This window comes from Paraburkholderia sp. BL18I3N2 (assembly GCF_003001875.1).
Lineage (GTDB): Bacteria > Pseudomonadota > Gammaproteobacteria > Burkholderiales > Burkholderiaceae > Paraburkholderia > Paraburkholderia phytofirmans.
In genome coordinates this window covers 23,527-41,674 of sequence record NZ_PVNC01000019.1, presented here as the reverse complement: position 1 = coordinate 41,674, position 18,148 = coordinate 23,527, and the positions used below count along the sequence as shown (strand labels likewise).

Sequence of the window (18,148 nt, the reverse complement as noted above, 5' to 3'; positions counted from 1 at the left end):
GTGCGGCCTTGTGAGAAAACACCGGGTTGCCCCAAGTTGTCTCACGCCCCCTCGGGAGGACCTGGCGCAAAGCGCCAAGTTTGGGGGCACTCTATCCTAGTGCAAGCCCGCGATGTAATCGGCTACTGCCTTGATCTCACTATCCGACAGACGCGTTGCGATCGCATGCATCGGCTCGTTGTTGTTACGTGCGCCCGGACCTTGCGTGAACGCCAGCAACTGCGCCACCGTGTATTCCGACCACTGCCCCGACAGCCGCGGATACTGCGACGGAATCCCTTGACCGGTCGGCCCGTGACAGCTCGCGCACGCCGGCACGCCCTTGTCGGCGATCCCGCCGCGATAAATCTTCTGACCGAGCGGAACGGTGTCTTTGTTGTGCGCGTAGCCTGGCTTCGGGGTCTGCGCCGCGAAATAGGCCGCGACGTTGACCATATCCTGATCGGACAACGCCGCCGCCATGCCCGCCATGATCGCATTGTTGCGCGCTGGCTGCTTGGCGCCCGGCTGGGTCTTGAAGTCCTTGAGCTGCTTGACGAGATACTCAGGGTGCTGGCCCGCCAGCTTCGGGTACGCGCCGCCGGCACTATTGCCGTCTGCCCCGTGACATGACGCGCATACCTGCACCGCGATTGCTTGCCCCCGATTGACGTCCGGCTTTGCCGGTTCTGCTGCTCGTGCCTGAATTGCCAAACCTGAAAGACCTGCCGCTACATGAAGCACCATCAGAGTCTTGCTCAGTCGATTCATTCGCACACCCTGTCTCGTCTTGTGGGATTTTTAGAGAGCCCCTAGACCCGCCGCTGCGCGCCAGGTCCGGCGTTTTCTTGAAGGTTTTGCAAAACACGACGGCGACCGAGTGACCGCCAGGAGCCGCCAAGGCACGTGGGCTGGCCCCCTCAGGTTTTCAGTAAACCATCGTATTGTACAATAACTCGCTAATCGCTAAGACGCCAGTCGGGCTTGACCCGTCCCCACTCCGGGTTCCCCGGCGTCTCGAATCTCGGCCTGATCATGTCCTTCCTGCTCCACCAATCCCGCTTTTTCACGACCGTCAATCACTTGCGTGATCTGCCGGCCACTTCGCAACCCGAGATCTGCTTTGCGGGGCGTTCGAACGCGGGCAAGTCGACGGCCATCAATATTCTGTGCAATCAGAAGCGGCTGGCCTTCGCCAGCAAGACGCCGGGACGCACGCAGCATATCAATTACTTTTCGGTGGGCAAGGCGGATGAGCCGACCGCGCATCTGGTCGATCTACCGGGCTACGGCTACGCGGAAGTACCGGGCGCCGCCAAGGCGCACTGGGAAGCGCTGCTGTCCACCTATCTGCAATCGCGCTCGCAACTGCGCGGCATGATCCTGATGATGGACTCGCGGCGCCCATTGACGGATCTGGATCGCCGCATGATCGAGTGGTTCGCGCCGACTGGCAAGCCGATCCACACGCTCCTGACCAAATGCGACAAATTGACTCGCCAGGAAAGCATCAACGCATTGCGTGCGACGCAGAAAGGTCTGGCTGAGTACCGCACCGCCGGCTATCGGGGCGAACTGACCGCCCAGCTGTTCTCCGCGCTCAAACGCGTCGGTATCGACGAAGCGCACGAACTGATTGAAAGCTGGCTGATTCCCGACGACAAGGGCGAAACCGACGCCGCTCAGTAAGCGAGGCGAGCGTCGCCGGCGAGGGCAAAAACGCGATTCCGGCCGCCCATAAAAAAACCCGCCGCTTTAACGGCGGGTCAAACAGCCTAATCGAAAAACGACAGGCACCCGCTCAGGGAGGAGAAGCGGGGAGGTCAGCGCAAGGCGCCTTGCTCGATCGGTATGATATACCATTGTCTCGAAAAGTTTCCGGGAGCGCAGGCAGGCGTTATTTGTCCCCCTCCACACATCCACGTTTCCTCGATCCGCTATGAGCTTCTATCCGCACTACCGTCCGCGCCGCATGCGCCGCGACGACTTCTCGCGCCGTCTGATGCGGGAAAACATCCTCACCACCAACGATCTGATTTATCCGGTCTTTATCGTCGAAGGCACCAACGTGCGGCAAGCCGTTCCGTCCATGCCGGGCGTCGAACGCGTGTCGGTCGATCTGCTGATGGGCGTGGCTGAACAATGCGTCGAACTGGGCGTGCCCGTGCTGTCACTGTTTCCGGCGATCGAACCGTCGCTGAAAACGCCCGATGGTCGCGAAGCGACCAACCCGGCCGGTTTGATTCCGCGCGCGGTTCGCGAACTGAAGAAGAATTTCCCCGAGCTGGGCGTGCTCACCGATGTGGCGCTCGATCCGTACACGAGCCACGGCCAGGACGGCGTGCTCGACGAAGCCGGCTATGTCATCAACGACGAGACCGTCGAGATTCTGGTCGAACAGGCGCGTGCGCAGGCTGAAGCGGGCGTCGATATCGTCGCGCCTTCGGACATGATGGACGGCCGCATCGGCGCGATCCGCGAAATGTTCGAGAGCGAGGGTCATGTCCACACACGCATCATGGCTTATGCGGCCAAGTTCGCGTCGGCGTTTTACGGCCCGTTCCGCGACGCCGTCGGTTCGGCGACGAACCTCGGCAAAAGCAACAAGATGACCTACCAGATGGATCCGGCCAATTCGAATGAAGCGCTGCGCGAAGTGCAAGCGGACATCAACGAAGGCGCGGACATGGTAATGGTCAAGCCCGGCATGCCGTATCTGGACATCGTGCGTCGCGTGAAGGATGAGTTTCAGTTTCCGACGTACGTATATCAGGTGAGCGGCGAGTACGCGATGCTGAAAGCGGCCGCGCAGAACGGGTGGCTCGATCACGACAAGGCGATGATGGAATCGCTGCTGGCGTTCAAGCGGGCGGGCGCTGACGGGGTGCTGACCTATTTCGCATTGGATGCCGCGCGGATCTTGCGTTCGCAGAAGTGACTCGACGAGACGCCTTGCGGGGCGTTTCGGGCGTTGTAATGAACGGAGGGCGACTTGTGTGTCGTGCCTCCGTTTTTTGTTCAAACGTTCGCGGTTAGTCCGCTTCGATCAGGACCGCCTTGCGCTCGACATTCAGCTGCGGGCGCTGCGCTTCGCGCGCGATTCCCAACTGCGCGGAGGTTGCCGCCTGACCGCGCATAGTTCGCTGAGCTTACTGAGCGGCATCGCGGCGGTTGGCTGGCCGTCGATCGTCGCGGGCGGTACGCCGGGCGCCGCCGACGCCGCGACAAACCGGCCGCTAACCGTTACGCACCGGGCGCACTCGCCCGATCCAGACTGCGCAAGAATTTATCCGCCGACTCGTATCCCACGACGCGCAGCACTTCCTTGCCACGCTGATCGAAAAAGATAATCCCAGGCGGCCCGAACAGGCTGAAGCGCTTGAGCAGCGCTTGGTCGTCGATGTTGTTCGCGGTCACATCGGCGCGCAACAGGTTCATCTGCGTCAATTTCGCCTGAACACGCGGGTCGCTGAAGGTGAATTTCTCCATTTCCTTGCAGCTGACGCACCAGTCCGCGTAAAAATCGAGCATGGCGGGCTGTGCAGCCGATTTGACGGCCTGGTCGAGTTCATTCGATGAGCGAACCGGGGCGAACGGCAGATTGCCCTGCGGCGCGGTGTCCGGCTTATTCGACGCGCTCGCGACACCCGCTTCCCCGCCACGCGCCGCCAGCACGGCAAGCGGGCGCAGCGGATCGGAGGAGCCTGCCGCCAGCCCGACCAGCAGCACGGCAGCCCAGATAGCGAGCGCAGCGCCAACGCCTCGGCCAAGCCTGCGCCACACGGAAGCCCCCACTGTCGGCGCCGAAAATAAGCCGAGAGAGACCGAGGCGACCAACAACCAGAGCGCGCTCAATAGCATCGTCGCCGTCGCGCCAAGCACCGGCCAAACGATCCATAACGCGGCGGCAAGCAGCACGACGCCGAAGAACACCTTGACGCCGTCCATCCATGCGCCGGCACGCGGCAACAGCGTTCCCGCGCCAAAACCGAGGATCAGCAGCGGCACGCCCAGACCGAGACCCATCGAGAACAGCGCCGCGCCGCCGAGCACTGCGTCGCCTGTATGGGCAATGAACGCCAGTACCGCAAAGAGCGGCGCGGTCATGCATGCACCGACCACCAGCGCGGACAGCGCGCCCATGACGGCAACCGCCGCAAACTTGCCGCCGGATCGCCCGGACGACGCGCGTGAAACGCCGTCCTGCCAACGTTGCGGCAGCGCGATGTCGAAGCCCGCGATCAGGGTCAGCGCGAAAATGGTCAAAAGTACGCCGAATACTCCGAGCACCCACGGACTCTGTAGCCATGCGCCGAGACTCTGCCCGACCAGCGCAGCGGCGATACCAAGCGCCGTGTACACGAACGCCATGCCGACGACATAGGCCAGCGACAGCGCGAATCCGCGGGCACGCGTCACGCGCGCACCTTCACCGATGATGATCGCTGAGAGAATCGGAATCATCGGATACGAACAGGGAAGCAGACTGAGCACGGCGCCGGCGACAAAAAAGAGCCCGACGATTGCGAAGAAGCCACCGCCTTGCAGCAGCGACTGCGCGTAGTCGGCGCTGGTGGCGCGGTCGTACCACGAGGTGCCCGCGGCGGCGGCGGCCGGAGCTGCCACGCTGCTGGCCGGCTGAAGCGCTGCGCCGCTCACGTGATACACGCGCTCCATCGGCGGATAGCAGATGCCCGCATCGGCACAGCCTTGCGACGTCACAGCCAGGTCGAACGGCCCGGCTGCCTGTTTAACGGGGATCCGGATCGTCAGTTCATTGCGATAAGTCTCGACGTTCTTGTTAAAAGTCTGATCGAACTTGATGTGGCCAGCCGGCAATTGCGGCTCGCCGATCGTGGTCGTGCCGTTGCGCGTCACGAACGCGAAGCGCTCGCGGTACATGTAGTAGCCGCCCGCGATTTTGTAGGTCACGTCGACTTCGCCCGGCTTCTCCGACGCGCTGAATTTGAACGCGGCCGCGGGATCCAGGAAATCATCCGCCGCGCGGGCGAGCGTGCCGAACTGCGCGAAGATCACGCAGCCGAACAGGAAGAATACGGTGCGCAGCGCATTGCGCGCGCGCCGGTCGAGGCCTTTAAACATGGAGAGGACGTTGAGTTTCAGCAGTGATCCACTGGCCGTACGCGGCGGACGCCGTCGCTTGCCATGAGAGAATTTCCGGCGTGTCGTAGGGATGTTGAGCCTGAATGTACTGCTCGAGTTCAAGCGCGCGTACCACGCTGGTCTTGAACAGCAGCTGGATTTCCTGAGCGGTTTCAACCGCTCCCTGCCAGTGATAGCTGGACTGCACGGAGCCTAATTGCGTGACACAGGCACATAGCCGCGCGGCCAAAGCATCCGCAGCAAGCTTCTGAGCCACGGCCGCATCCGGCACCGTCGTCAGAATCAAAGTCACATTCACGCTCACAGATGGCTCCGGCACGGCACGATTCAGGTGCCGATATCGTATCACCTAGCCTTGTCTGCTCGCAGACCGCTCCGCAGCAACCATGCGGCGGATGGCCGCGGCCAACGCCCGGCGCTACAAACAAAAAAGCCAGGCTTGGCGCCTGGCTTTTTTAGATGCTCGGAAGGTTACTCAGCTTCTTGCACTTCGACTTCTTCAACTTCCGGACGGTCGAGCAATTCGACCAGTGCCATCGGAGCGTTGTCGCCAACGCGGAAGCCGAACTTCAGGACACGCAGGTAGCCGCCCGGACGAGTAGCGTAACGCGGGCCCAGAACTTCGAACAGCTTCGTGACCGAGTCACGATCGCGCAGGCGATTGAACGCCAGACGACGATTTGCCAGCGACGGCTTCTTGCCGAGCGTGATCAGCGGCTCGACAACTTTACGGAGTTCTTTTGCTTTCGGCAGCGTGGTCTTGATGACTTCGTGCTCGATCAGCGAGTTGGACATATTACGGAGCATTGCCAGACGGTGGCTGCTCGTGCGGTTCAGTTTCCGCAAACCATGACGGTGACGCATGTTAATTCCTTCGATTCAAAGTTTTGGTCCAGCTCTTCTATCGCACTCAGTTCACCCGAAGGTGTGAGTGCACGGGCCGGTAGTGAAAAAAGACAAGACGCGGATTTTAAAGGAAAATCCGCGTCTTTGCCAGTGCAGCGGCGGGTTATGTCCCGGGATTACTTGTCGACTTACTTGTCCAACCCTGCCGGCGGCCAGTTTTCGAGTTTCATGCCGAGCGTCAAACCACGCGACGCCAGTACTTCCTTGATTTCGTTCAGCGACTTGCGGCCCAGATTCGGCGTCTTCAGCAACTCGTTTTCCGTGCGCTGGATCAGATCGCCGATGTAGTAAATGTTCTCGGCCTTCAGGCAGTTCGCGGAACGAACCGTCAGTTCGAGATCATCGACCGGACGCAGCAGGATCGGATCGATCTGCGGCGCACGCGACGGCGCTTCAGCCGTTGCTTCGGTGCCTTCCAGTGCAGCGAAGACCGACAGTTGATCGACCAGAATGCGCGCCGACTGACGGATCGCTTCTTCCGGCGAAATCACACCGTTGGTTTCGATGTTCATCACGAGCTTGTCGAGGTCGGTACGCTGTTCGACGCGAGCGCTTTCAACGGCGTAGCTCACACGGCGAACCGGCGAGAACGACGCGTCCAGCACGATACGGCCGATAATCTTGGCCGACTCTTCGCCGTAACGACGCACGTTGCCCGGCACATAGCCGCGGCCCTTTTCGACCTTGATCTGCACGTCGAGCTTACCGCCCTTCGACAGATGCGCGATCACGTGATCCGGGTTGATCACTTCGCAATCGTGCGCGAGTTCGATGTCGCCAGCGGTGACAACGCCTTCGCCTTCCTTGCGCAGCGTAACCGTCACTTCGTCACGGTTGTGCAGCTTGAACACCACGCCCTTCAGGTTCAACAACAGGTTGACCACATCCTCTTGCACACCGTCGAGCGTCGAATATTCATGTACGACGCCTGCGATCGTCACTTCGGTCGGCGCGTAGCCGATCATCGACGACAGCAGCACGCGCCGGAGCGCGTTACCCAAGGTGTGGCCGTAACCGCGTTCAAACGGTTCCATGACCACTTTCGCATGGCTCTCACCAAGCGATTCAACAGCGATGATCTTGGGCTTCAACAAACTGGTTTGCATAGGTTTTCCTTTTCAATACCCTCGGCTCGTTACACCGATAAGGCTGACCGGTAACAACCTGAAAATAAACAGCCGAGACGCCTCCTTGCTTAGCGCAATCGAGGTGCCCCGGCCGTTAATCCGATTACCGCGAATACAATTCGACGATCAGGCTTTCGTTGATATCGCCAGCGATGTCGCTGCGTTCCGGCTTCTGCTTGAACGTGCCTTCGAACTTCTTCGAATCGACAGCGACCCAGCTCGGCAGACCGCCTTGCTCAGCCAGCGACAGCGCTTCGAGAATACGCGCCTGCTTCTTCTTCGTTTCGCGCACCGCGACGACGTCGCCAGCCTTCACTTGCATCGACGGAATGTTCGACACGACACCGTTCACGACGATCGCCTTGTGGCTCACGAGCTGACGTGCTTCAGCGCGCGTGGAGCCGAAGCCCATGCGGTACACGACGTTGTCCAGACGCGATTCGAGCAATTGCAGCAGGTTTTCACCCGTGTTGCCCTTCAGGCGGTCGGCTTCAGCGAAGTAACGACGGAATTGACGCTCGAGGACACCGTAGATGCGCTTCACTTTTTGCTTTTCGCGCAGCTGCGTGCCGTAGTCGGACGTACGGGCGCCCGAGGTGCGGCCGTGTTGGCCGGGCTTGCTGTCAAGCTTGCACTTGTCAGCGAGCGAACGACGGGCGCTCTTCAGGAAGAGGTCAGTGCCTTCACGGCGGGACAGCTTGGCCTTAGGGCCGATATAACGTGCCACGTTGATTCCTTTGTTGATTGATCACGCGGATGCATGCACCCGCGCTAGTCCGAACCCTTTGGGCCGAACGGTGGGCTTAGTCAATTCAATAACGCAAGCAGCCTGCCGCCGCCCAAGGCGGCAACAGGCGCTAGCAAAATCGGCGTCTTAGATACGACGACGCTTCGGCGGACGGCAGCCGTTGTGCGGGACCGGGGTCACGTCGGAGATCGCGGTGATCTTGATGCCAAGACCATGCAACGCGCGCACCGCCGACTCACGGCCAGGACCGGGGCCCTTGATCCGCACTTCGAGGTTCTTCACGCCGTATTCCATCGCCACGCGGCCAGCCGATTCGGCTGCCACCTGGGCTGCAAACGGGGTCGATTTACGCGAACCCTTGAAGCCCTGACCACCCGACGTTGCCCAAGCAAGTGCATTGCCTTGACGATCGGTGATCGTGATGATGGTGTTGTTGAACGACGCGTGAACGTGAACCACGCCCTCGGCGACGTTCTTCTTGACCTTCTTGCGAACGCGTTGCGCCGCGGAGTTGTTCGAAGCCTTAGCCATTACGTTTTCCTGTAACTGTCAGTTCCGCTTACTTCTTCAGCGATTGCGCTGCACGACGCGGACCCTTGCGCGTACGGGCATTCGTACGCGTACGTTGGCCGCGCAGGGGCAAGCCCTTACGATGCCGAACGCCACGGTAGCAGCCGAGATCCATCAGGCGCTTGATGTTCATCGTCGTTTCACGGCGCAGATCGCCTTCAACGATGAACTTGCCGACTTCTTCACGCAGCTTTTCGAGGTCTGCGTCGTTCAGGTCTTTGACCTTCTTCGAAAATGCCACACCAGCAGCGACGCAGATGTCGCGCGAGCGCGTGCGGCCGACACCGTAAATGGCCGTCAGGCCGATTTCGGTATGCTGGTGATTCGGGATGTTAACCCCTGCGATACGAGCCATTGTTTTTCCTCAAACAAAAAGCGCAGCAAAAAGCGCGGCGTTCAGCCTTGACGCTGTTTGTGGCGCGGATCAGAGCTGCAAATCACGCGCACAACGCCTTTGCGCTTGATGATCTTGCAATTGCGGCAAATGCGCTTAACCGATGCCATCACTTTCATGATATTACCCTTTTTTCAAATCACTTCGCCCGGAACACGATCCGCGCACGCGACAGATCGTAAGGCGTCAATTCAACCGTCACCTTGTCGCCCGGCAAGATTCGGATGTAGTGCATCCGCATCTTGCCGGATATGTGTCCCAATACGACATGGCCGTTTTCCAGCTTCACCCTGAAGGTAGCGTTAGGCAGGTTTTCGATGACTTCACCCTGCATCTGGATAACATCGTCTTTGGCCATAAGTCCTTTCAACGCATCGGGACGCCGCCGCCTTTGAAATTAGCTTTCTTCAGCAGCGATTCATACTGTTGCGACATAACGTACGACTGCACCTGCGCCATGAAATCCATTGTGACGACGACAATGATCAGCAGCGACGTTCCACCAAAATAAAACGGCACGTTCCAGCGCAGCACCAGAAACTCGGGCAGCAGACAAACAAACACGATGTAGATCGCACCGGCTAGCGTCAGACGCGTCAAGATGCGGTCGATGTATCGCGCCGTTTGATCGCCCGGGCGGATGCCTGGGACGAAAGCGCCACTCTTTTTCAGGTTGTCGGCCGTCTCTCTGCTGTTGAACACCAGTGCGGTGTAGAAGAAACAGAAGAAGACGATCGCCAACGCGTACAGCAACACGTACACGGGTTGGCCGGGCTTAAGGGCTTCGGCCACGTTGTGCAACGTGTCTGCGAACCAACCGGTACGCGACCCCGAACTAAACCAGTTCAGGATGGTTGCCGGGAAGAGAATGATCGACGATGCAAAGATCGGCGGAATCACGCCCGACATGTTCAACTTCAGCGGCAGATGCGAAGACTGACCGCCGTAAATCTTGTTACCGACTTGCCGCTTCGCGTAGTTCACAAGAATCTTGCGCTGGCCGCGTTCAATGAACACCACCAGATACGTAACTGCAGCAATCAGCGCGACGACGATAATCGCGGATATCGGGCTCATCGAACCGGTTTGCACCAGCGAAACAAGGCCGCCGATCGCATTCGGGAAACCCGCTGCAATCCCACCGAAAATAATGATCGAGATACCGTTGCCAAGCCCGCGCTCCGTGATCTGCTCACCCAGCCACATCAGGAACATCGTGCCGGTCACCAGCGTCACGACCGTCGTCAACCGAAAAACCATCCCCGGATCGATCACCAGGCCCGGCTGATTTTCCAACGCAACGGCAATGCCGAACGCCTGGAACGTCGCCAGCAGGACCGTGAAGATACGCGTGTACTGCGTAATCTTCCGCTGACCCGCTTGCCCTTCCTTTTTCAGCGCTTCGAGTTGCGGCGAGACAATTGCTAGCAACTGCATGATGATCGACGCCGAAATGTACGGCATGATCCCCAGCGCAAAAATCGTGAACCGCGATAGCGCGCCACCCGAGAACATGTTGAACATGCCAAGGATGCCGCCCGACTGACTTTGGAACAACTTTGCCAGTTGGTCCGGGTCAATACCCGGCACCGGAATATGCGCGCCGATACGGTAGACGATCAGCGCCAGCAGCAGGAACACTGCCCGCCGACGCAGATCGCCGAACTTCGCCGCGCTGCGACCGGGTTTTGCGAGACTCGGGCTGTTAGCCAAGTACCTTCTCCGATGCAAATGCTAGTGACGGCAATTAACTTGCGCGTTACTCGGCGAACGAGCCGCCAGCTGCTTCGATAGCAGCGCGCGCACCTTTCGTCGCACCCAGACCCTTCACAACGACCTTACGCTTCAACTCGCCGGTCTTGATGATCTTGGCGCTCGTGATCATCTCGCCAATCAGGCCAGCTTGTTTCAGAGCCAACAGATCGATCTCGTCGACCGGCAGTTTTTCCAGGTCCGAGAGACGCACTTCACCGACGAATTCCTTCGTCAGCGAGGTGAAGCCACGCTTGGGCAGGCGACGTTGCAGCGGCATTTGACCGCCTTCGAAGCCAACCTTGTGAAAGCCGCCCGAACGCGACTTCTGACCCTTGTGACCACGGCCAGCCGTCTTGCCCAGACCGGAGCCGATGCCACGGCCGACGCGACGCTTAGCGTGCTTCGAGCCTTCAGCCGGCTTCAGGTTATTCAATTCCATTATCAACTCCTTGAGTCCTGGTCAGCCGCTTAGCTGATGACCTTAACGAGGTACGAAACCTTGTTGATCATGCCGCGCACAGCCGGCGTGTCCTGCAACTCGCTAACCGAGTTGAGTCGGCGCAGGCCCAAGCCACGCACCGTTGCACGGTGCGTTTCACGGGTGCCGATCAGGCTCTTGACGAGCTGGACCTTGACAGTTTTATCAGACATGGTGTCCACCTTAGCCCAGAATATCTTCGACGGACTTGCCGCGCTTCGCCGCGATGTCGCCCGGCGTGGACTGCTTGCGCAGACCGTCGAGCGTTGCACGAACGAGGTTATACGGGTTCGTCGAACCGTGGCTCTTGGCCACAACGTTCTGCACGCCCATCACGTCGAACACTGCGCGCATCGGGCCGCCAGCGATCACGCCGGTACCGTCCTTGGCCGGAGCCAGGAGGACCATCGATGCGCCATGCTTACCGTGCACTTCGTGTTGCAGGGTACCGTTCTTGAGCGGCACCTTGAACATGTTGCGGCGAGCCTGTTCCATCGCCTTCTGAACAGCGACCGGCACTTCCTTCGCCTTGCCCTTGCCCATACCGACGCGGCCATCACCGTCGCCAACCACGGTCAGTGCGGCGAAACCGAGAATCCGGCCACCCTTCACGACCTTGGTCACGCGATTGACCGAAATCATTTTTTCACGAAGGCCGTCGTCGCGTTCGTCAGCCTGAACTTTCGCTTGCATCTTTGCCATGACGAATTCTTCCCTTAGAACTTGAGTCCGGCTTCGCGCGCCGCATCAGCCAGCGCTTTCACGCGGCCGTGGTAACGGAAACCCGAACGGTCGAAGGCGACGGATTCGATGCCGGCAGCCTTAGCCTTTTCTGCGATGCGCTTACCGATCAGGGTCGCAGCATTGACGTTGCCGCCCTTGCCCGTCTGATCAGCCAGTTGCGCACGCACTTCGACCTCGAGCGTCGACGCGCTGGCGAGCACCTTGGTGCCGCACGGCGAGAACACTTGCGCGTAGATGTGCGTGTTCGTGCGATGCACGGCGAGACGCGCGACCTGCAGCTCAGCGATCTTGATACGCGTCTGACGAGCGCGGCGCAGGCGAGATTGAGTCTTATCCATGATTGCGCACCCTTACTTCTTCTTCGTTTCTTTGAGGATCACAACCTCATTGGCGTAACGCACACCCTTGCCCTTGTAGGGCTCCGGCGGGCGATAGCCGCGCACTTCTGCAGCGACCTGGCCAACTTGTTGCTTATTGATCCCCTTGATCACGATTTCGGTTTGCGTCGGGGTTTCAGCCTTGACGCCTTCCGGCATCTGGTGCACCACGGGGTGCGAGAAACCCAGCGACAGGTTCAGCTTGTCGCCTTGCGCCTGTGCGCGGTAACCAACGCCAACCAGCGTCAGCTTGCGCTCGAAACCCTTCGTCACGCCGTTCACCATGTTCGCAACCAGTGCGCGCATCGTGCCCGACATCGCATTCGCTTCGCGGCTTTCGTCCACCGGCTCGAAATTCAGCGTGCCGTTGTCGTTCACCACTTTCACGAGGCGGTTTGCCGCCTGCGTAATCGTACCCAGCGGGCCCTTGACGGTGATGCGATCGTCGCTCAGGGCCACTTCTGCGCCTTGCAGCGCGACCGGGCTTTTACCTACTCGAGACATGTTTCTCTCCTTTCGGCCTTAAGCGACGTAGCAGATGACTTCGCCGCCAACGCCCGTTGCGCGCGCCTTGCGGTCCGTCATCACGCCCTTCGGCGTCGACACGATTGCCACGCCGAGGCCATTCATGACCACGGGGATGTCGTTACGGCCGCGGTACACACGCAGACCAGGCTTCGAAACGCGTTCAATGCGCTCGATAACCGGACGGCCAGCGTAGTACTTCAACACGATGTTCAATTCAGATTTCGCACCTTCGGACTTCACTGCGAAATCATCGATATAGCCTTCGTCCTTCAGGACCTGCGCAATCGCAACCTTGACTTTCGACGAGGGCATAGTCACCGAGACTTTCTCAACCATCTGCGCATTGCGGATGCGAGTCAGCATATCGGCGATAGGATCACTCATGCTCATTTACGTTTCTCCTATTACCAGCTCGCCTTGGTCAGGCCAGGGATCTCGCCGCGGAACGCGATTTCGCGAATCTTGTTACGCGCCAGCCCGAATTTACGGAACGTGCCACGCGGGCGACCGGTAATTGCGCAACGGTTGCGCTTACGGGTCGGGTTAGAGTTGCGCGGCAGTTGTTGCAGTTCCAGACGTGCTGCGTAATGCTCTTCGTCCGACTTGCTCATATCGCCGATAATCGCTTTCAGCTCAGCACGCTTGGGAGCGTACTTAGCGGCCAGGCGAGCACGCTTCTTTTCACGTTCGATCAGTGCCAGTTTAGCCACGGTAACCTCAGTTTCTGAACGGGAACTTGAAGCTGGCGAGCAGAGCCTTTGCTTCGTCGTCAGTCTTCGCAGTCGTCGTGATGCTGATGTTCAGCCCACGCAGTGCGTCGATCTTGTCGTAGTCGATTTCGGGGAAAATGATCTGCTCTTTCACACCGATGTTGTAGTTGCCGCGACCATCGAACGCACGACCCGACACGCCACGGAAGTCACGCACCCGGGGGAGCGCAACCGTCACGAAACGGTCCAGAAATTCGTACATTGCCTGACCACGCAACGTGACCATTGCACCGATCGGATAGCCTTGACGGATCTTGAAGCCAGCGATTGCCTTGCGTGCCTTCGTGATCACCGGCTTCTGGCCAGCAATCTTCGTCAGGTCGCCAACGGCGTTCTCGATGATCTTCTTGTCAGCAACCGCCTCGCCAAGACCCATATTCAGGGTGATCTTGGTGATGCGCGGCACTTCCATCACGGACTTGTAACCGAACTTCTCGATGAGGCCGGGTACAACCTTCTCTTTGTAAAACTCTTGCAAACGAGCCATTTTTTTACTCCGCAGCGTCAGGCGCTCAGCTCGGCACCGGTCGTTTTAAGGAAACGGACTTTCTTGTCTCCTTCGACCTTGATGCCTACACGCGACGCCTTGCCATTCGCGTCGACCAATGCGACGTTCGAAATTTGCAGCGGCATCGTCTTGGCTTCCACACCGCCCGTCGTACCCTTCATCGGGTTCGGCTTGACGTGTTTCTTGACGAGGTTGATGCCCTCGACAATCACTTTGCCTTCGCCAACGGACAGCACGACGCCGCGCTTGCCTTTATCTTTGCCGGTGATGACGATAACTTCGTCACCTTTGCGAATCTTGTTCATCGCGACTCCTTACAGCACTTCAGGTGCCAACGAAACGATCTTCATGAATCGTTCGCTGCGCAACTCGCGCGTGACAGGCCCGAAAATACGGGTGCCAATAGGTTCGAGCTTGGCATTCAACAACACAGCGGCGTTGCCATCGAACTTGATCAGCGAGCCGTCCTGACGGCGCACGCCCTTGGCGGTGCGAACCACCACGGCGTTGTAAATTTCGCCTTTCTTCACGCGCCCGCGCGGCGTTGCTTCTTTGACGGTCACCTTGATGATGTCGCCAATGCTGGCATAACGACGCTTCGAGCCGCCGAGCACCTTGATGCACATGACTTCACGCGCACCCGTGTTGTCGGCCACTTCAAGCCGAGTTTCGGTCTGGATCATGGTTTATCTTTCCCAACTTAATCCGGTCACACCACCATGGCGTACCCGGTCAGTCTTGGTCCCGTCAGCCAATCGGCTGCTTGGGTATGAACAGCAGCGACGGCAAACGAAACCCGCCATCGCAATCCGGTGAATCCTACGGAACAGACTGGCGCCCGAACCGCTTCCCCCACCAACTTCGCCCGCGACGGGGCTCCCATAAAAGAGGGAAGACCGAGATTATAACAAATAATCTCGGTCTTGCAAGCGAAACTTACTGCGATTTCAATTACTTCTACAACTTTGCGGCGTCAGATGACGCGAGCAGCCTCGACTAGGCGAGCAACAACCCAAGCTTTCGTCTTCGAAATCGGACGCGTTTCCTGGATTTCAACGAGGTCGCCCTCGTTATACGTGTTCGCATCGTCGTGCGCGTGGTACTTCTTCGAACGCACAACGTACTTGCCGTAGATCGGATGCTTCACGCGGTGCTCGACCAGCACGGTGACCGTCTTGTCCATCTTGTTGCTGACGACCTTGCCGACCAGCGTCCGCTTGAGCGAGGTTTTTACGCTATCGTTCATTTCTGGTTCGCCTTCTCAGTCAGGACGGTCCGCACACGTGCGATGTCGCGACGGACCTTCTTCAGCTGGCTCGTGTTCGTGAGCTGCTGGGTCGCGAGTTGCATGCGCAGGCCGAATTGCGCCTTCAACAGGTCCGACAGCTCCTTGTTGAGCGCGGCCTGATCTTTCTGGTGAAGTTCGGAAGCCTTCATCATTTGCTCCTTAGGCGCCGAGCTGACGCACGATAAACGTCGTCTTGAGCGGCAGCTTAGCTGCAGCCAGACGGAACGCTTCGCGTGCCAGCTCTTCGGTTACGCCGTCCATTTCGTACAGCATCTTGCCCGGTTGAATCTCTGCGACGTAGTACTCAGGGTTACCTTTACCGTTACCCATCCGTACTTCGGCCGGCTTGTGCGAGATCGGCTTGTCCGGGAAGATGCGGATCCAGATGCGGCCACCACGCTTGATGTGACGCGTCATTGCACGACGTGCCGCTTCAATCTGGCGCGCGGTCAAGCGACCACGACCGATAGCCTTCAGGCCGAACTCACCGAACGACACCGCGTTGCCGCGGGTGGCGATGCCGGTGTTACGACCCTTCTGCTCTTTGCGATACTTTCTGCGTTTCGGTTGCAGCATCGTTATTCTCCAGTCTTCCCGTCGCCGCCGGCACCGCCAGCACGACGAGGAGCGCCACGGCGTGCACCTGCCGGGCCACCACCTTCACCATCGCGACGCGGACGGCGATCGCCACCCGGACGTGCGTTACGGCGCGGACGCTTTTCTTCGGCGACTTCTTCGACCACCGGTGCGTCGTTGCGGCCGAGCGTGTCGCCCTTGTACACCCACACCTTCACGCCGATGATGCCGTACGTCGTCTTCGCTTCCGAAGTCGCGTAGTCGATATCGGCACGCAGCGTATGAAGCGGCACGCGACCTTCGCGATACCATTCCGTACGAGCGATTTCGATACCGTTCAGGCGGCCAGCGCTCATGATCTTGATGCCTTGAGCACCCAGACGCATGGCGTTTTGCATCGCACGCTTCATCGCGCGGCGGAACATAATCCGGCGCTCGAGCTGTTGCGTGATCGAATCCGCGATCAGTTGCGCATCGGTTTCCGGCTTACGGATTTCTTCGATGTTGACGTGAACCGGAACGCCCATGCGCTTTTGCAGCTCGGACTTCAGCAGTTCAATGTCTTCACCCTTCTTACCGATCACGACACCCGGACGCGAGCTGAAAATCGTGATACGGGCGTTCTTTGCAGGACGCTCGATCACCACGCGGCCGACGGACGCGTTCTTCAGCTTCTTCTTCAGGTATTCACGAACACCGATGTCTTCCTGCAACATCGCCGCGAAATTGTTGTTGTTCGCGTACCAACGCGACGCCCAATTGCGGCTGACGGCCAAACGGAAGCCAGTCGGATGAATTTTCTGTCCCATCGTATGACCCCTTAATTCCCGACCGTCACAGTGATGTGACAGGATTGCTTCTCGATGCGGTTACCACGGCCTTTAGCGCGCGCGGTAAAACGCTTGAGCGACGCAGCCTTGTCGATGTAGATGCTCGTGATCTTGAGCTCATCGATATCGGCGCCTTCGTTATGCTCCGCATTCGCGATCGCCGACAGCACGACCTTTTTCACGATTCCCGCAGCCTTCTTCGGCGAAAACGTCAGAACGTTCAGCGCCTTGTCGACCGGCAAACCGCGGATCTGGTCAGCCACAAGGCGCGTTTTCTGCGCCGAGATGCGGGCACCGCGATGAATTGCTTTCACTTCCATCATGAGCCCCTTATTTCTTAGCCTTCTTGTCGGCTGCGTGACCCTTGAACGTACGGGTCAGTGCGAACTCGCCAAGCTTGTGGCCGACCATGTTTTCCGAGATGTACACCGGAACGTGTTGACGGCCGTTATGAACGGCGATCGTCAGACCGATGAAATCCGGGAGGATCGTCGAACGGCGCGACCAGGTTTTGATCGGCTTCTTATCCCGCGAAGCTGCTGCCGCCTCAACTTTCTTCAGCAAATGGGCGTCGCAGAACGGACCTTTTTTTACAGAACGTGCCATTGCCTACTCCTTAACGCTTGTGACGGCGCTGGACGATCATGCTCGTCGTGCGCTTGTTGCTGCGGGTGCGATAACCCTTAGCAGGCGTGCCCCACGGGCTCACCGGATCGCGACCTGCAGCCGTCTTGCCTTCACCACCACCGTGCGGGTGATCGACCGGGTTCATTGCAACGCCACGCACCGTCGGGCGGATACCGCGCCAGCGGTTCGCGCCAGCCTTACCGATTTGACGGAGGCTGTGCTCTTCGTTGCCAACTTCACCAATCGTCGCGCGGCATTCAACGTGAACGCGGCGGATTTCACCCGAGCGCAGGCGGACCTGTGCGTAGATGCCTTCACGAGCCAGCAGCATCGCCGACGTACCAGCCGAACGCGCCATTTGCGCACCCTTGCCCGGCAGCATTTCGATGCAGTGAATCGTCGTACCGACCGGAATGTTGCGGATCGGCAGCGTGTTGCCTGCGCGGATCGGAGCTTCCGAACCCGACATCAGTTGCTGGCCAACCGTCACACCCTTCGGAGCGATGATGTACTTGCGCTCGCCGTCTGCGTACAGAACCAGCGCGATGTTCGCGCTACGGTTCGGATCGTACTCAAGACGTTCGACCTTCGCTGCGATACCATCCTTGTTACGGCGGAAATCGACGACGCGATAGTGATGCTTGTGACCACCGCCCTTATGACGGGTGGTGATGTGACCGTTGTTGTTACGGCCGGCGGTCGAGGATTGCGAGTCGAGCAGCGGTGCGTACGGCTTGCCTTTGTGCAGTTCCTTGTTGACCACCTTGACCATCGCACGGCGACCCGGCGAAGTCGGCTTAACTTTAACGATTGCCATGA

The 18,148-nt window shown here is 59.2% G+C and carries 30 protein-coding genes; 2 read left to right on the top strand and 28 right to left on the bottom strand.

What is annotated here, in order from left to right; all coding sequences use genetic code 11:
• Positions 1-96: 96 nt before the first annotated feature.
• Positions 97-750 carry a cytochrome c gene (locus tag B0G75_RS32465; protein ID WP_012434559.1) on the bottom strand — a complete coding sequence of 218 codons (654 nt, stop codon included), beginning with the start codon at positions 748-750 and terminating at the stop codon, positions 97-99.
• Positions 751-1,014: 264 nt separating this feature from the next.
• Between B0G75_RS32465 and yihA the strand changes: the two genes are divergently transcribed.
• Both yihA and hemB read left to right on the top strand, forming a co-directional pair.
• Positions 1,015-1,668, top strand: a complete 654-nt coding sequence (gene yihA, locus B0G75_RS32460) for a ribosome biogenesis GTP-binding protein YihA/YsxC (protein ID WP_106314055.1) — start codon at positions 1,015-1,017, stop codon at positions 1,666-1,668.
• 250 nt (positions 1,669-1,918) lie between these two features.
• Positions 1,919-2,917, top strand: a complete 999-nt coding sequence (gene hemB / locus B0G75_RS32455; protein WP_181309402.1) for a porphobilinogen synthase — start codon at positions 1,919-1,921, stop codon at positions 2,915-2,917.
• Between the two features lie 305 nt (positions 2,918-3,222).
• Here the strand turns inward: hemB and dsbD are convergent, their stop codons facing one another.
• The 27 genes from dsbD to rplB form a co-directional block, all read right to left on the bottom strand.
• Positions 3,223-5,082 (bottom strand): protein-disulfide reductase DsbD, encoded by a 1,860-nt coding sequence (gene dsbD / locus B0G75_RS32450; RefSeq protein WP_106314053.1) that lies wholly within the window; start codon positions 5,080-5,082, stop codon positions 3,223-3,225.
• On the bottom strand, positions 5,075-5,407 hold the full coding sequence (cutA, locus tag B0G75_RS32445; RefSeq protein ID WP_106314052.1) for a divalent-cation tolerance protein CutA: 333 nt from the start codon (positions 5,405-5,407) through the stop codon (positions 5,075-5,077). The genes dsbD and cutA overlap by 8 nt, the downstream gene beginning before the upstream one ends.
• A 167-nt stretch (positions 5,408-5,574) precedes the next feature.
• Positions 5,575-5,967, bottom strand: coding sequence for a 50S ribosomal protein L17 (gene rplQ, locus B0G75_RS32440; protein ID WP_006052227.1), 393 nt, complete (start codon positions 5,965-5,967; stop codon positions 5,575-5,577).
• Positions 5,968-6,137: 170 nt separating this feature from the next.
• Positions 6,138-7,115, bottom strand: coding sequence for a DNA-directed RNA polymerase subunit alpha (locus B0G75_RS32435; RefSeq protein WP_006052226.1), 978 nt, complete (start codon positions 7,113-7,115; stop codon positions 6,138-6,140).
• A gap of 124 nt (positions 7,116-7,239) precedes the next feature.
• Positions 7,240-7,863: a 30S ribosomal protein S4 gene (gene rpsD, locus B0G75_RS32430; protein ID WP_106284146.1), complete on the bottom strand. Its 624-nt coding sequence runs from the start codon at positions 7,861-7,863 to the stop codon at positions 7,240-7,242.
• A 147-nt stretch (positions 7,864-8,010) separates the two neighbouring features.
• On the bottom strand, positions 8,011-8,415 hold the full coding sequence (gene rpsK, locus B0G75_RS32425; protein ID WP_006052224.1) for a 30S ribosomal protein S11: 405 nt from the start codon (positions 8,413-8,415) through the stop codon (positions 8,011-8,013).
• Positions 8,416-8,443: 28 nt separating this feature from the next.
• Positions 8,444-8,809, bottom strand: a complete 366-nt coding sequence (gene rpsM, locus B0G75_RS32420) for a 30S ribosomal protein S13 (RefSeq protein WP_012434566.1) — start codon at positions 8,807-8,809, stop codon at positions 8,444-8,446.
• 41 nt (positions 8,810-8,850) lie between these two features.
• Positions 8,851-8,967: a 50S ribosomal protein L36 gene (gene rpmJ / locus B0G75_RS32415; RefSeq protein WP_004199844.1), complete on the bottom strand. Its 117-nt coding sequence runs from the start codon at positions 8,965-8,967 to the stop codon at positions 8,851-8,853.
• Positions 8,968-8,987: 20 nt separating this feature from the next.
• Positions 8,988-9,206 (bottom strand): translation initiation factor IF-1, encoded by a 219-nt coding sequence (infA, locus tag B0G75_RS32410; protein WP_004521905.1) that lies wholly within the window; start codon positions 9,204-9,206, stop codon positions 8,988-8,990.
• A gap of 8 nt (positions 9,207-9,214) precedes the next feature.
• Positions 9,215-10,561 (bottom strand): preprotein translocase subunit SecY, encoded by a 1,347-nt coding sequence (secY, locus tag B0G75_RS32405; protein ID WP_011490049.1) that lies wholly within the window; start codon positions 10,559-10,561, stop codon positions 9,215-9,217.
• Between the two features lie 46 nt (positions 10,562-10,607).
• A complete protein-coding gene (rplO, locus tag B0G75_RS32400) occupies positions 10,608-11,042 on the bottom strand; it encodes a 50S ribosomal protein L15 (RefSeq protein WP_012434567.1) in 435 nt (144 codons plus the stop codon).
• 29 nt (positions 11,043-11,071) lie between these two features.
• The gene (rpmD, locus tag B0G75_RS32395) at positions 11,072-11,254 is read right to left on the bottom strand and encodes a 50S ribosomal protein L30 (protein WP_007180126.1); all 183 of its coding nucleotides are present in this window, start codon (positions 11,252-11,254) and stop codon (positions 11,072-11,074) included.
• A 10-nt stretch (positions 11,255-11,264) separates the two neighbouring features.
• Positions 11,265-11,783: a 30S ribosomal protein S5 gene (gene rpsE, locus B0G75_RS32390; RefSeq protein ID WP_006052219.1), complete on the bottom strand. Its 519-nt coding sequence runs from the start codon at positions 11,781-11,783 to the stop codon at positions 11,265-11,267.
• A 14-nt stretch (positions 11,784-11,797) separates the two neighbouring features.
• Positions 11,798-12,163: a 50S ribosomal protein L18 gene (rplR, locus tag B0G75_RS32385; protein ID WP_106314051.1), complete on the bottom strand. Its 366-nt coding sequence runs from the start codon at positions 12,161-12,163 to the stop codon at positions 11,798-11,800.
• A 12-nt stretch (positions 12,164-12,175) separates the two neighbouring features.
• Positions 12,176-12,706: a 50S ribosomal protein L6 gene (gene rplF / locus B0G75_RS32380; protein ID WP_012434569.1), complete on the bottom strand. Its 531-nt coding sequence runs from the start codon at positions 12,704-12,706 to the stop codon at positions 12,176-12,178.
• Between the two features lie 18 nt (positions 12,707-12,724).
• Positions 12,725-13,120, bottom strand: a complete 396-nt coding sequence (gene rpsH / locus B0G75_RS32375; protein ID WP_006052216.1) for a 30S ribosomal protein S8 — start codon at positions 13,118-13,120, stop codon at positions 12,725-12,727.
• Positions 13,121-13,134: 14 nt separating this feature from the next.
• Complete coding sequence (gene rpsN, locus B0G75_RS32370) at positions 13,135-13,440, bottom strand: 30S ribosomal protein S14 (RefSeq protein WP_006052215.1); 306 nt, start codon at positions 13,438-13,440, stop codon at positions 13,135-13,137.
• Positions 13,441-13,447: 7 nt separating this feature from the next.
• Positions 13,448-13,987: a 50S ribosomal protein L5 gene (gene rplE / locus B0G75_RS32365; protein ID WP_006052214.1), complete on the bottom strand. Its 540-nt coding sequence runs from the start codon at positions 13,985-13,987 to the stop codon at positions 13,448-13,450.
• Positions 13,988-14,004: 17 nt separating this feature from the next.
• Positions 14,005-14,313 carry a 50S ribosomal protein L24 gene (rplX, locus tag B0G75_RS32360; protein ID WP_006052213.1) on the bottom strand — a complete coding sequence of 103 codons (309 nt, stop codon included), beginning with the start codon at positions 14,311-14,313 and terminating at the stop codon, positions 14,005-14,007.
• Between the two features lie 9 nt (positions 14,314-14,322).
• Complete coding sequence (rplN, locus tag B0G75_RS32355) at positions 14,323-14,691, bottom strand: 50S ribosomal protein L14 (RefSeq protein WP_006052212.1); 369 nt, start codon at positions 14,689-14,691, stop codon at positions 14,323-14,325.
• A 290-nt stretch (positions 14,692-14,981) separates the two neighbouring features.
• Entirely contained in the window at positions 14,982-15,254 is a 273-nt protein-coding gene (rpsQ, locus tag B0G75_RS32350) for a 30S ribosomal protein S17 (protein ID WP_007180129.1), read from the bottom strand.
• Entirely contained in the window at positions 15,251-15,445 is a 195-nt protein-coding gene (rpmC, locus tag B0G75_RS32345; protein WP_007180130.1) for a 50S ribosomal protein L29, read from the bottom strand. Before rpmC ends, rpsQ begins: the two co-directional genes overlap by 4 nt.
• Before the next feature lie 10 nt (positions 15,446-15,455).
• Complete coding sequence (rplP, locus tag B0G75_RS32340) at positions 15,456-15,872, bottom strand: 50S ribosomal protein L16 (RefSeq protein ID WP_007180131.1); 417 nt, start codon at positions 15,870-15,872, stop codon at positions 15,456-15,458.
• 2 nt (positions 15,873-15,874) lie between these two features.
• A complete protein-coding gene (gene rpsC / locus B0G75_RS32335) occupies positions 15,875-16,681 on the bottom strand; it encodes a 30S ribosomal protein S3 (RefSeq protein ID WP_012434570.1) in 807 nt (268 codons plus the stop codon).
• Positions 16,682-16,692: 11 nt separating this feature from the next.
• A complete protein-coding gene (gene rplV / locus B0G75_RS32330) occupies positions 16,693-17,025 on the bottom strand; it encodes a 50S ribosomal protein L22 (RefSeq protein WP_007180133.1) in 333 nt (110 codons plus the stop codon).
• A 7-nt stretch (positions 17,026-17,032) separates the two neighbouring features.
• Positions 17,033-17,308: a 30S ribosomal protein S19 gene (gene rpsS / locus B0G75_RS32325; protein ID WP_004199273.1), complete on the bottom strand. Its 276-nt coding sequence runs from the start codon at positions 17,306-17,308 to the stop codon at positions 17,033-17,035.
• Positions 17,309-17,318: 10 nt separating this feature from the next.
• Entirely contained in the window at positions 17,319-18,146 is an 828-nt protein-coding gene (gene rplB, locus B0G75_RS32320) for a 50S ribosomal protein L2 (RefSeq protein WP_106314050.1), read from the bottom strand.
• Between the last annotated feature and the right edge of the window lie 2 nt (positions 18,147-18,148).